This window comes from Muricoccus nepalensis, assembly GCF_006438825.1.
Taxonomy (GTDB): domain Bacteria; phylum Pseudomonadota; class Alphaproteobacteria; order Acetobacterales; family Acetobacteraceae; genus Roseomonas; species Roseomonas nepalensis.
Map to the genome: position 1 here is coordinate 111713 of NZ_RCZP01000013.1, position 11467 is coordinate 123179.

12 protein-coding genes and 1 pseudogene are annotated in these 11467 nt (G+C 74.3%); 3 read left to right on the forward strand and 10 right to left on the reverse strand.

All coding sequences use genetic code 11. The features are described 5' to 3' along the window. Positions 1 to 32: 32 nt before the first annotated feature. The 10 genes from serS to EAH89_RS14995 form a co-directional block, all read right to left on the reverse strand. Complete coding sequence (gene serS, locus EAH89_RS14945; protein ID WP_140884489.1) at positions 33 to 1310, reverse strand: serine--tRNA ligase; 1278 nt, start codon at positions 1308 to 1310, stop codon at positions 33 to 35. Positions 1311 to 1320: 10 nt separating this feature from the next. After that, positions 1321 to 2109, reverse strand: a complete 789-nt coding sequence (gene tatC, locus EAH89_RS14950) for a twin-arginine translocase subunit TatC (protein WP_241667033.1) — start codon at positions 2107 to 2109, stop codon at positions 1321 to 1323. Between the two features lie 19 nt (positions 2110 to 2128). Then, a complete protein-coding gene (tatB, locus tag EAH89_RS31260; protein WP_161993607.1) occupies positions 2129 to 2728 on the reverse strand; it encodes a Sec-independent protein translocase protein TatB in 600 nt (199 codons plus the stop codon). A gap of 153 nt (positions 2729 to 2881) precedes the next feature. Then, positions 2882 to 3601, reverse strand: coding sequence for an SMC-Scp complex subunit ScpB (gene scpB / locus EAH89_RS14960; RefSeq protein ID WP_140884490.1), 720 nt, complete (start codon positions 3599 to 3601; stop codon positions 2882 to 2884). Beyond that, entirely contained in the window at positions 3591 to 4370 is a 780-nt protein-coding gene (locus tag EAH89_RS14965; protein ID WP_140884491.1) for a segregation and condensation protein A, read from the reverse strand. The genes scpB and EAH89_RS14965 overlap by 11 nt, the downstream gene beginning before the upstream one ends. Beyond that, positions 4367 to 5059 carry a site-2 protease family protein gene (locus tag EAH89_RS14970; protein ID WP_140884492.1) on the reverse strand — a complete coding sequence of 231 codons (693 nt, stop codon included), beginning with the start codon at positions 5057 to 5059 and terminating at the stop codon, positions 4367 to 4369. The genes EAH89_RS14965 and EAH89_RS14970 overlap by 4 nt, the downstream gene beginning before the upstream one ends. Before the next feature lie 5 nt (positions 5060 to 5064). Further along, the gene (gene nagZ, locus EAH89_RS14975; RefSeq protein ID WP_140884493.1) at positions 5065 to 6078 is read right to left on the reverse strand and encodes a beta-N-acetylhexosaminidase; all 1014 of its coding nucleotides are present in this window, start codon (positions 6076 to 6078) and stop codon (positions 5065 to 5067) included. Then, the gene (locus tag EAH89_RS31265; RefSeq protein WP_161993608.1) at positions 6075 to 6926 is read right to left on the reverse strand and encodes an SPOR domain-containing protein; all 852 of its coding nucleotides are present in this window, start codon (positions 6924 to 6926) and stop codon (positions 6075 to 6077) included. The genes nagZ and EAH89_RS31265 overlap by 4 nt, the downstream gene beginning before the upstream one ends. Continuing rightward, positions 6923 to 8692, reverse strand: coding sequence for an arginine--tRNA ligase (argS, locus tag EAH89_RS14990; RefSeq protein WP_140884496.1), 1770 nt, complete (start codon positions 8690 to 8692; stop codon positions 6923 to 6925). The genes EAH89_RS31265 and argS overlap by 4 nt, the downstream gene beginning before the upstream one ends. 9 nt (positions 8693 to 8701) lie before the next feature. Then, the gene (locus EAH89_RS14995) at positions 8702 to 9916 is read right to left on the reverse strand and encodes a deoxyguanosinetriphosphate triphosphohydrolase (RefSeq protein ID WP_140884497.1); all 1215 of its coding nucleotides are present in this window, start codon (positions 9914 to 9916) and stop codon (positions 8702 to 8704) included. A 136-nt stretch (positions 9917 to 10052) separates the two neighbouring features. Between EAH89_RS14995 and EAH89_RS15000 the strand changes: the two genes are divergently transcribed. From EAH89_RS15000 to EAH89_RS15010, 3 genes and pseudogenes are all read left to right on the forward strand, one after another. Beyond that, entirely contained in the window at positions 10053 to 10397 is a 345-nt protein-coding gene (locus tag EAH89_RS15000) for a HesB/IscA family protein (protein WP_140884498.1), read from the forward strand. A 5-nt stretch (positions 10398 to 10402) separates the two neighbouring features. After that, positions 10403 to 11173 carry an exodeoxyribonuclease III gene (locus EAH89_RS15005; protein ID WP_140884499.1) on the forward strand — a complete coding sequence of 257 codons (771 nt, stop codon included), beginning with the start codon at positions 10403 to 10405 and terminating at the stop codon, positions 11171 to 11173. Positions 11174 to 11230: 57 nt separating this feature from the next. Continuing rightward, a pseudogene (locus EAH89_RS15010) lies at positions 11231 to 11467 on the forward strand (IS481 family transposase); the annotation flags it as partial.

An 11467-nucleotide genomic window follows, 5' to 3' on the forward strand; every position in this document is an offset into this window, starting at 1 on the left:
GGGCGCGCCGCCCCCGGCGCAATGGGGGCGCGTCACGAAGCCGCGGGGATCGCCTCCGCCCCGCCCATGAAGGGCCGCAGGACCGGGGGAATGGTGATCGAGCCGTCCTCCCGCTGGTGCGTCTCCATCACGGCCACCAGCGCGCGCCCGACCGCGACGCCGGAGCCGTTGAGGGTGTGGAGGAAGACGTTCCCCTTCCCCTCCCGCGGCTTCATCCGGGCGTTCATGCGCCGCGCCTGGAAGTCCCGGCAGTTGGAGCAGGAGGAGATCTCCCGCCAGGCCCCCTGCCCCGGCAGCCAGACCTCGAGGTCGTAGGTCTTGGTGGCGCCGAAGCCGGTGTCCCCCGCGCAGAGCAGCACGCGCCGCCAGACGAGGCCGAGCTCCGTCAGCACCCGCTCGGCGCAGCGCGTCATCCGCTCGTGCTCCTCGGCGGAGGCGTCGGGGGTGGTGATGGAGACCATCTCCACCTTCGAGAACTGGTGCTGGCGGATCATCCCCCGCGTGTCCCGCCCGGCGGATCCCGCCTCCGAGCGGAAGCAGGGCGAGAGCGCGGCCAGCCGGATGGGAAGCGCGGTCTCCGGCACGATCTCGTCCCGCACCGTGTTGGTCAGCGGCACCTCGGCGGTCGGGATCAGCCAGCGGCCGTCGGTGGTGCGGAAGAGGTCGTCGGCGAATTTCGGCAGCTGCCCGGTGCCGTGCATGGAGGCGTCGTTCACCAGCAGCGGCACCACGGTCTCGGTGTAGCCGTGCTCGTCCACCTGCAGGTTGAGCATCCACTGGCCGATCGCGCGCTCCAGCCGGGCGAGCGGGCCGCGCAGCACGGTGAAGCGGCTGCCGGAGAGCTTCGTCGCGGTGGCGAAGTCCATGCCGCCCAGCGACTCGCCGAGCTCGAAGTGCTGGCGCGGCGCGAAAGGAAGGTTCGGGATCGCGCCGTGCTGGTGGAGGACGACGTTGCTCGTCTCGTCCCGCCCCTCCGGCACCTCCGGGTCGAGAAGGTTCGGCAGCGCCTCCAGGATGCGCCGCTGGGCGGCCTCGGCCGCCGCGGCCTCGGCGTCGAGGCCTTCCATGCGGTCGCGCAGCGCCGTCGCCTCGGCCTCCGGCGCGGTGGTGTCGGCGCCGGCCTTGCGGCCCTGGCCGATCTCGCGCGCGAGCGCGTTGCGGCGCGCCTGCGCCTCCTGCGCGGCGGTCTGCGCCGCCCGGCGCGCGGCATCGAGGGAGAGGAGCTCCGCCGAGACCGGGGGCAGCCCCCGGCGCGCGAGGGCGGCGTCGAACCCGGCCGGATCGGCGCGGACGGCCCGTATGTCGTGCATGGGGAGGGCCTCAGACGGTGGGCGGGGTGGGTTTCGGCGTCATCCAGACGGCGGCCAGGATCGACAACTCGTAGAGGGCGAGCAGCGGCACCGCGAGGCCCACCTGGCTGATGATGTCGGGCGGCGTCAGCACCGCCGCCACCACGAACATGCCGACGATCGCGTAGCGCCGCCCGCGCCGGAGCTGCTCGACGCTCACGATGCCCACCCGCGCCATCAGCGTGATAGCCACCGGCATCTGGAAGGCGACGCCGAAGGCGAGGATCATGTGCATGACGAGCGAGAGGTATTCCGACACCTTCGCCTCGAGCTGCACGGGCAGCCCGCCGCCGCCGGTCGGCGTCTCGAAGGAGATGAAGAACTTCCAGGCGAGCGGGAAGATGAAGTAGTAGGCCAGCGCCGCGCCCATCACGAAAAGCACCGGCGAGGCCACCAGGAACGGCGTGATGACCTTCTTCTCGGACTTGTAGAGCCCGGGCGCGATGAACAGCCAGAGCTGCGTCGCCCACATCGGGAAGGAGAAGAACACCGCCCCGAAGAAGGCGACCTTCAGGTAGGTGAAGAAGGCCTCGTAGAGGGCGGTGAAGATCATCCGCCGCTCGCCCCCGCCCTGCTGCATCAGGATCTCGGCCAGGGGGCGGGCCAGGAAGCCGTAGATCGCCGTCGAGAAGTAGTAGCAGAGCGCGAAGGCGATCCCGAAGGCGCCGATCGACCACAGGAGCCGCGTGCGCAGCTCCAGCAGGTGGTCGATCAACGGCATGGGCTTGTCGTCGATCGTGTCTTCGGGGTCGCGAGGCACTGGTGCGGATGCTTCTTCGTCAGGCGGTGTGGGTGGTGGCGGGGCGCGCGGGCTCCGCGGGCGGGCTCGTCGCGGCCTCGGCCTCGCGCGGCGCCGCGGCGGCGGGCTCCGCTGGAGGCTGCGGCGGCGCGGACGGGGCGGTCTCGCCGGGGATGTAGGTCACGGCGACCGGGTCGAAGGCGGCGGGCGCGGCCGGGAGGTCGGCGGCACCGGCGACCTCGACCTCGGACGCGGGGGTGGTGGCGTCGGCCGGCGGCGCCCCGTCGGGCAGCGCGGCCCCGGTGCCGGCGGCCGGCGCCGCGTCGGAGGTGGGCGGCGGGGCCGCGCGGAAGGGGTCCTCGCGCATGGTGCGCGTCAGGGTGCCGTCCTCGTCCACGGCCTTCTCGATGGTGGACTTGAGGTCGAAGTTGCGGATGTCGCGGATCTGGTCGCGCACGTCCTCGAGCTTCGCCTCGCGCACCACCTCGTCCAGGTGGCCCTGGAACTCGCCGGCCATGCGGCGCAGCTTCTGGATGCCGCGGGCGATGCCGCGGACGGCGTCCGGAAGGTCCTTCGGGCCGATCACCACCACCGCGACGACGGCGATGAGGGCGATCTCGGACCAGGCGAGGTCGAACATGTTTCTCCGATCACCCGGGGCGGGCCTCCGGCCGACACCCCTGGCGGCGGCCGGTCCCTCGCGGGGTCGCTTCCGTTAGCAGAACTCGCCCGCACGACAAATGGGGCGGGCCGAAGATGGGGCCTCCGGGCGGGCGATGGAAGCCGGGGCCCCTCAGCCCTCGCCGGGCGGCGCGGCCTCCGCGGCGTGCTCCGCCGGCGCCGCGGGCCGGGCGGGCGCCTCCCCGGCGGGGAAGGGCAGCCCCGGGTCCGGCAACAATTCCTCACGCTTCGGCAGGTCCCGGAGCGAGGCGAGGCCGAATTGCTCGAGGAAGCGGGGCGTGGTGGCCCAGAGGGTGGGCCGGCCCGGCGCCTCCTTCCGGCCCCGCGGCGCGACGAGCCCGTTCTCGAGCAGGGTCTCCAGCGTGGTCTGCGAGAGGGCCGTGCCGCGGATCTCCTCGATCTCGGCCCGGGTGACCGGCTGGTGCCAGGCGATGATGGCGAGCGCCTCCATCGCGACCCGCGGCAGGCGCCGCGGCACCTCCACCACCCGCGTGAGCGCGGGCGCGAGGTCCGGCGCCGTGCGGAAGGCGTGCCCGCCCGCGACGGCCACGAGGTTCACGCCCCGGCCCTCGTAGGCGGCGGCGAGCGCGGCGAGCGTCGCCGCCGCGTCGGCGCCGGGCGGCAGCAGCGGCTGGAGGCGGGCGGCCGTGACGGGGGTCGCAGAGGCGAAGACGAGCGCCTCGGCAAGGCGCAGCGCCTCCGCGGGCACGGCCGCGGGCCCGCCGCCGTCCGATGCCGACTCGTCGCCCGACGGCCCCGCGGCGGCCTCTCCGTCCGGCGGCACGGCCGGGTCCGGCCCGATCGCCGCGGGGGTCTCGTCCTCAGGCCGCATCGGAGCCCCGCTCCTCGCCCAGCCGCATCCCCCCGCGCGGGGGCCGCAGGAGGATCGGGCTGAAGGGCGCCTCCTGGTGGAGCTCCGCCAGCCCGGTCTTCGCCATCTCGAGCCCCGCGACGAGGGTGCTCGCCAGCGCGGCCCGCCGCTCCACCGGGTCCATCTCGGCCTCGGGCAGGAAGCCCGAGAGCTCCGCCCAGTCCGGCGCCCGGCCGACGAGGGCGCGCAGCCGCGCGAGCGCGTCCTGCACCGTCCAGACCCGGCGCGGGCGGGGGCGGTAGGGCTTGCGGGCGGCGGCGCGGCGGAGGACGTCGCCATAGGCCCGGAGCAGCCCCGGCAGGTCAGCCGCGAGCGCGGAGCGGTCCTCGATCACGAGGGTCTCGGGCAGCCCCCGCGCCATCACGTCCCGCCCGAGGAAGGGCCGCGTGGCGAGCCAGGCCGCGGCCTCGCGCATGCGCTCGAGCTCGCGCAGCCGGTCGGCGAGCGCCTCGGCCAGCGCCTCCGCGTCCTCCTCGGCCTCGGGGTCGTCGGGCAGGAGGAGGCGGGACTTCAGCCAGGCGAGCCAGGCGGCCATGACCAGCCAGTCCGCCGCGATCTCGAGCCGCACCCGCCGCGCGCCCTCGATCACCGCGATGTACTGGTCGACGAGCGAGAGGATGGAGATCCGCGCGATGTCCACCTTCTGCGCGCGCGCGAGGTCGAGGAGGAGGTCGAGCGGCCCCTCGAAGCCCTCGAGCGTGACGTGCAGCGCGGGCGCGGCCTCGCTCATCCGCCCCCGTGCCCCGTGAGGTTGAGGATCGCCTGCGCCGCCGGCAGCACCAGGGCGCGGACGAGGTAGCGCAGCGGGTCCAGCCCCGGCACGAGCATCGGCAGCAGGAAGAGAAGGCCAAGCACGATCAGCAGCCCGAACCGCTCCAGCCGCAGGAAGGGAACGCCGATCGGGGGCGGCAGCAGCCCGCCGAGGATCCGCCCGCCGTCCAGCGGCGGGATCGGCAGGAGGTTGAAGAAGGCGAGCACGAGGTTGCCGATGAGGGAGAGCACGAGGAAGGACTCGAGCCAGTCGAGCAGGTTGTCCCGCCCCGGCCCCTCCAGCGGATGCAGGAGCATGGCCGCCAGCACCGCGAGGGCGATGTTGATCGCCGGCCCCGCCGCGGCCACCAGCACCATGCCGAAGCGCGGGTTGCGCAGCCGCTCCACGTCCACCGGAACCGGCTTCGCCCAGCCGAACATCACGTCCACCCGCCCGGAGACGAGGAGCTGGGAGATCAGAAGCAGACCTGGCACGAGCAGCGTGCCCACGGGATCCACGTGGCGGAGCGGGTTCAGCGACAGCCGGCCGAGCCGCGCCGCCGTGTCGTCGCCCAGCGCGCGGGCGGCGTAGCCGTGGGCGGCCTCGTGCAGCGTGATCGCGAAGATGGCCGCGAGCGCCGCGGCCGCGAAGTCGGGAAGCCAGTCCATCGCGCTCAGGCGTCCGTCAGGGCGTGCGGCGCGGCGGCGACGGGGACGGTGCCGCGGGCCGCGATGGAGGCGGGCCGGGCCGCCTGCACGAGGGCGCGGGCGGTCGCGAGCCGCGTCGCGGCCCGGGCCGTCAGCGGCGGGCAGTCCCGCAGCAGGGCCGCGGTGTCCTCCAGCACGCCGTTGCAGTGGAGGACGAGGTCGCAGCCCGCGTCGAGCGAGTCGGCCGCCAGCGTGCTCGACAGCCCCGCGAGCGCCCCCATGGTGAGGTCGTCCGAGACGAGCACGCCGTCGAAGCCGATCTCCCGCCGGATGGTGCGCTCGATGAGCGTCGGCGAGAGGGTCGCGGGCCGGTCGGGGTCGAGGGCCGCGTAGGTGATGTGCGCCGTCATCGCCCAAAGGTGCCGCCCGGCGTCGCGGGCGCAGACCGCGCGGAAGGGGGCGATGTCGGCCGCGAGCGTCACCAGGTCGGCGTCCACCCGCGGGAGCGAGAGGTGGCTGTCGGCCGTCGCGCGGCCGTGCCCGGGGATGTGCTTGACGACGGGGATGCAGCCCGCGGCCGTCAGCCCCTCGATCCAGGCCTCGCCGAGGCGCGCGACCTCCTCCGGGTCGGCGGAGAAGGCGCGGTCGCCGATCACGTCGTGGGCGCCCGGCAGGCGGAGGTCGAGCACGGGCGCGCAGACCACGTCGAGCCCCATGGCTGCGCAGCCGGCCCCGAGCAGCGCGGCGTTGGCGGCGGCGCTGGCCGCGCTCGCGCCCTCGTAGGCGCTGGCGGCCGGGAAGGCCGGCCATTCCGGCGGCCGCAGGCGGGCCACGCGCCCGCCCTCCTGGTCCACCAGGATCGGCGCCTCCTCGCCCAGCTCCTCCCGGATCGCGGCCGTGAGGGCGCGGAGCTGGTCCGGCGTCCCGACGTTGCGGCGGAAGAGGATGACGCCCGCCGGTGGCGTCGCGCGGAGGACCGCCGCCTCGGCGGCCGTCAGCGAGAGACCGGACAGGCCGGTGACGGCGGCCCGGGCCCTCATCCGCCGATCACGGCGCAGGGAAGGCTCTTGCCGCGGGCGCTCTCGCAGAGGGCGCGGGCGGTGCCGGCGTCGGGCATGTTGGTCGCCCGGATGCGCCAGAGCGGCGGCTGGTCGCCCCGGTCCACGCGCGTGATCTGCGGCTGGCGGCCCGCGAGCTCCGGCAGCTTCGCCTGCAGCTTCGCCCACTCCGCGCGCGCGGCCTCTTCGGAGGTCACGGCGCCGAGCTGGACGACGACGCGCCCGGTCCGGACGGCCGGGCCGCTGGCGGGCATGGGCGGGGGGGTGATGGCCGGCGTCGCCATCGCGGCCGGCGCCGGCTGCGGCGCGGCCGCAGCGGAGGGCTGGGCCGGGGCGCCCACGGGGGGAGCAACCGAGGCCGGGGCGACGGCCGACGGGGCGACGGTCGACGTGGCGGCCGGCTGCGGGCCGAGGCTCGGGTTGAGGAGCGGCGCGCGGGCCGGGGCCACCTCGGGCGACGGCACGGGCGCGGGCGGCGGGCGCGAGGCGGCCTGGCGCAGCGCGGCGACGTCCGGCCGCTCCGGCTCCGGCGAGAGGCGGGGCTGGGCGGGCGCGCCCGGCGCGCCGCGGCGCTGGCTCTCGAAGATCCGCTCGTCCTGGTTGGCGACGCGCATCCCGCCGGGGTCGCTCGGCTTCACCCGGATCGGCCGCGTGTCGGCCTCGATGACCGGCACGGTGCGGTTGACCGCGCGGGAGATCCCCCAGACCACGCCGCCGCCCACCGCCGCCGCGCCGAGCACGGCGCCGGAGATCGCCACCATCCGCCAGGGAATCCGAAAGCCCATCCGCTGCGGGCGGACCCGATAGCTTGGAACCGTAAAGTCGCTCACCGCATCTCCTCGACGGGTGTCACCCCCATCACCGCGAGGCCCGAGCGAATCACCGCGGCCGTGGCCGCCACCAGTGCAAGCCGCGCGCGTGTCGCCTCCGGTTCCCCCTCCCGGATGAAGCGCAGCGTCGCGTCCTCTCGTCCCCGGTTCCAGAGTAGATGAAAATCCGCGGCCAAGTCATGGAGAAAGAAAGCGATTCGGTGGGGTTCGCGCGCCAGCGCGGCGCCTTCCACGGTGCGCGGCCAGGCCGTCAGGCGGCGGATCAGCGCCATCTCGGCCGGATCCGCCAGCGAATCGAGCGGCGCGTCGGCCAGGTCCGCCGCCCCGGGCTCGCCGGCGCCGCGAAGGACGCTCCGCGCGCGAGCATGGGCGTACTGCACGTAGAAGACCGGGTTGTCGCGCGACTGCTGCACGACGGCGTCGAGGTCGAACTCCATCTGCGCGTCGGCCTTGCGCGTCAGCATGGTGAAGCGGACGGCGTCGCGCCCCACCTCGTCGATGAGGTCGGCCAGCGTCACGTAGGTGCCCGCGCGCTTGGACATCCGCACGGGCTGGCCGCCCTTCACCACCTTCACGATCTGCGTCAGCACGACGTCGAGCGGCACCGGCTGGTTCGCCGACAGCGCGGCGACGGCCGCCTTCATCCGGGGGACGTAGCCGCCGTGGTCCGCGCCCCAGACCTGCACCAGCTCGTCGAAGCCGCGGGCGATCTTGTCGGCGTGGTTGCCGATGTCGTTCGCGAAGTAGGTGTTGCTGCCGTCGCTCTTGCGCAGCGGCCGGTCCACGTCGTCGCCGAACTCGGTGGAGCGGAAAAGGGTCTGCTCGCGCGGCTCCCAGTCGTCCGGCAGCTTGCCCTTGGGGGGCTCCAGCACCCCCTCGTAGACGAGGCCGCGCGCTGCCAGCGCCGCGATGGCGGCGTCCGCCGCGCCGTCCCGCACGAGGGCGGCCTCGCTGACGAAGACGTCGTGGCGGACGCCGAGGGCCGCGAGGTCCGCGCGGATCTCGGCCATCATCGCGTCGACCGTGAAGGCGCGCACCGTGTCGAGCCAGAGCGCGGGCTCGGCCGGGACGGCGCCCGGCGCCAGCGCGTCGCCGTGCGTCGCGCGCAGGGCCTCGCCGACCGGCAAGAGGTACTCGCCCCGGTACTGCAGCCCGCCCGGGATGCCGGCCGCGAACTCCTCCTCCGTCATCGACGTCCCGAGCGCCTGGAGGTAGCGCCAGTAGGCGGCCCAGGCGAGGGCCTGCACCTGCGCCCCGGCGTCGTTGATGTAGTACTCCTTCGTCACCGCCCAGCCCGCCTTGGTCAGCAGGTTGGCCAGCGCGTCGCCCACCACGGCGCCGCGGCAGTGGCCGACATGCATCGGCCCCGTCGGGTTGGCCGAGACATACTCCACGTCCACCTTCCGCCCGCCTCCGGTCGCGCCGTCGCCATAGGCCTCGCCGGCCCGGAGGATGACCGGCACCTGGGCGCGCAGCAGCGACTCTTCGAGGCGGAGGTTCACGAAGCCCGGCCCGGCCGGCGTCGCGGCGGCGATGCCGGGATGCGCCAGCAGCCGCTCGGCCAGGCCCTGCGCCACCTTCTGCGGCGCCTGGCGCGCGGGCTTGGCGACGACGAGGGCCGCGTTGGTCGCCATGTCGCCGTGGGAGGCGTCGCGCGGCGGCTCCACCAGCACGCGGGCGAGAAGCCCCTCCGGCAGGTCGGGCAGGAGGGCGCGAAGCTCGGTCACGACCGCGTCGCGGATCGTGCGGAAGATGTCGTCGGTCATGGGATGCGATCAGCCGGGAATGTTGGGGTCCGTCAGGCGACGGTGCTCTTCGAGGGCGAACTTGTCGGTCATGCCCGCCAGCCAGTCGCAGACGGTGCGCGCGGCCTCGGGCGAGCCCGCCGTGCCCGCCCGCTTCGCCCAGACCGGGGGAAGCATGTCGGGCTGGCCGTGCAGGAGGGAGAACATGACCTGCAGCGCGCGCTTGGACTTCAGCGCCGTGCGGTTCACCCGCCAGTGGCGGTACATGCGGTCGAACAGGAAGGTCCGCGTCTCCTGGTTCAGCGCGCGCATGCGCTCGGAGAAGAAGACCACGGGCTGGGGCGCGTTGCGGATGTCGGTCACGCTCTTCGGCTGCAACAAGGCAATGCGTCGCCGGGCCTCGTCCACCACGTCGTTGATCATGAGGTTGATCACGCGCCGGATGATCTCGCTCGCCACCCGGTCGGGCGGCGCGCCCTCGGGCATGGCGGCCATGGCGAGGTCCCGCGCGGCGGCCACCAGCGGCAGCGCGCAGGCCTCCTCGAGCGTGAACAGGCCCGCGCGCAGCCCGTCGTCGAGGTCGTGGTTGTTGTAGGCGATGTCGTCCGCGATCGCCGCCGCCTGGGCCTCGGCGCTCGCGTGGCAGTGCAGCTCGAGGTCGTGGCGGGCGGAATACTCGGCGATGTAGGGCGGCGGGCGGCGGAGCGGCCCGTTGTGCTTGGCCAGGCCCTCCAGCGTCTCCCAGGTGAGGTTCAGCCCGTCGAAGCCGGCGTAGCGGTGCTCGAGCAGCGTCACGGCCTTGAGCGACTGCGCGTTGTGGTCGTAGCCGCCCCAGGTCCGCATCACGCCGTTCAGCGCCTCCTCCCCGGCATGGCCGAAGGGGGGGTGGCCGAGGTCGTGCGCCAGCGCCAGCGCCTCCGCCAGGTCCTCGTCCAGGTGGAGCTGGCGCGCGAGGGAGCGGGCGATCTGCGCGACCTCGATCGAGTGCGTCAGCCGCGTGCGGAAGGCGTCGCCCTCGTGGAAGACGAAAACCTGGGTCTTGTACTGCAGGCGCCGGAAGGCCGTGCAGTGGATGATCCGGTCCCGGTCCCGCTGGTAGGGCGAGCGGCCGCTGCCCGAGTCCTCGGCGTAAAGCCGCCCGCGCGAGGCATCGGGCTGCACCGCCCAGGGGGCGAGCCCCTCCGGCGGGCGCGGCGCGGGGCGCGCGGAAAGGGCCGGCTCGGCGGGGGCGGAGGGATTATCCATGGGCTTGCCGGGGGCCGTAGCACCCCCCCCGCGGCAGCGGCAAGGCTGGCGCGCTTTGGAGAAGCGGCCGGGACGCCCTATCTTACCCCCAACAGCGGCCGCCCCCGGCGGCCCTCCGATCCTGGCGAGGTTCCCGATGCCCGACGGCAGCCCCCTTCCCGCCCCCTTCACCGTGACCCCCTCGGCGCTCGCCCAGGTGGCGGAGATCGCGGCCGCCCAGGGCCGCCCCGCGGCCGGCCTGCGCCTCGCGGTCGAGGCCGGGGGATGCTCCGGCTTCCAGTACAAGTTCGACCTCGCCGACGCGCCCGAGGCCGACGACCTCGTGGTGGAGGGCCGCGTCTTCGTCGACCCCGTCTCGCTCGACCTCCTCCAGGGCGCGCGGCTCGACTGGGCGGAGGAGCTGATCGGCGCCCATTTCAAGGTGAGCAACCCGGTGGCGGTCTCGGGCTGCGGCTGCGGGGTCTCCTTCAGCGTCGGCTGAGCCCTATGCGCCTCGGCACCTTCAACGTGAACTCCGGCCGCAAGCGGATGCCGCACCTGCGGCGCCTGCTGGAGCGCCACGCGCCGGACATCGTCTTCCTCCAGGAGCTCAAGTGCCGGACGGAGGAGTTCCCGGCCATGGAGGTGGCCGACCTCGGCTACCGCTGCCACGCGGTCGGGCAGCCCGGCGGGCGGAACGGGGTGGCGGTGGTCTCCCGCATCCCCTTCGACGTCGTGGACGAGGCCCTGCCCGGCGGCGAGGAGGACACCCACGCCCGCTTCGTCGAGGTCCGGGCGGGCGGCGCCCACCTCGCGGGCATCTACCTCCCCAACGGCAATTCCGGCGGCGCGGAGGGCTACGCCTACAAGCTCCGCTGGATGGAGCGCCTGCGCGCGCGCGTCGCGGAGCGGCTGGACGCCTTCACGCCCTACGCGGTGCTCGGCGACTTCAACGTCTGCCCGACCGACGAGGACTTCGCCCCCGGCGCCCTGCCGCCCACCGACGCGCTCGCCCGCCCGGAGACGCGGGCGGCCTACCGGGCCATCACCAACCTTGGCATGACGGACGCGCTGCGCGCCCTGCACCCCAAGGACGCGCCCTGGACCTATTGGGACTACGGCCCCGCCTTCGAATCCAACCGCGGCCTGCGCATCGACCACGCGCTCCTGAGCGCGGGGCTGGCGGAGCGGCTGGCCGGCGCCACGGTGGACGTGGTGGCGCGGTCGGAGGAGAGCCCCTCCGACCACGCGCCCGTCCTCTTCGACCTCGCGGACTAGGTGTTTGATCCCAGGGTTTGATGGTGCAGTCTTCTCCCCTGAGCGGAAGGACGCACTATGGGCCAGGTTCTCCATGGCAGCGCCACAACGACGGAGGCAATCCGTCGAGCGATACAGCATAGTCAAGAGAGCCTGAGAGGGCTGGCCAAGCGCTATGGAGTGAACCCGAAAACGGTCGCCAAGTGGAAGGCGCGTGGGTCTGTCACCGATCTGCCGACTGGCCCGAAGGAGCCAAAGTCCACGGTTCTCTCGGTCGAGGAGGAGGCGATCATCGTCGCCTTCCGCCGGCACACC

Coding starts and splice junctions, on each gene's coding strand:
- EAH89_RS15000 (WP_140884498.1), top strand. CDS start 10,053: ATGCCCGACGGCAGCCCCCTTCCCGCCCCCTTCACCGTGACCCCCTCG.
- argS (WP_140884496.1), bottom strand. CDS start 8,692: ATGACCGACGACATCTTCCGCACGATCCGCGACGCGGTCGTGACCGAG.
- nagZ (WP_140884493.1), bottom strand. CDS start 6,078: ATGAGGGCCCGGGCCGCCGTCACCGGCCTGTCCGGTCTCTCGCTGACG.
- tatB (WP_161993607.1), bottom strand. CDS start 2,728: ATGTTCGACCTCGCCTGGTCCGAGATCGCCCTCATCGCCGTCGTCGCG.
- scpB (WP_140884490.1), bottom strand. CDS start 3,601: ATGCGGCCTGAGGACGAGACCCCCGCGGCGATCGGGCCGGACCCGGCC.
- EAH89_RS14995 (WP_140884497.1), bottom strand. CDS start 9,916: ATGGATAATCCCTCCGCCCCCGCCGAGCCGGCCCTTTCCGCGCGCCCC.
- EAH89_RS14970 (WP_140884492.1), bottom strand. CDS start 5,059: ATGGACTGGCTTCCCGACTTCGCGGCCGCGGCGCTCGCGGCCATCTTC.
- serS (WP_140884489.1), bottom strand. CDS start 1,310: ATGCACGACATACGGGCCGTCCGCGCCGATCCGGCCGGGTTCGACGCC.
- EAH89_RS15005 (WP_140884499.1), top strand. CDS start 10,403: ATGCGCCTCGGCACCTTCAACGTGAACTCCGGCCGCAAGCGGATGCCG.
- EAH89_RS14965 (WP_140884491.1), bottom strand. CDS start 4,370: ATGAGCGAGGCCGCGCCCGCGCTGCACGTCACGCTCGAGGGCTTCGAG.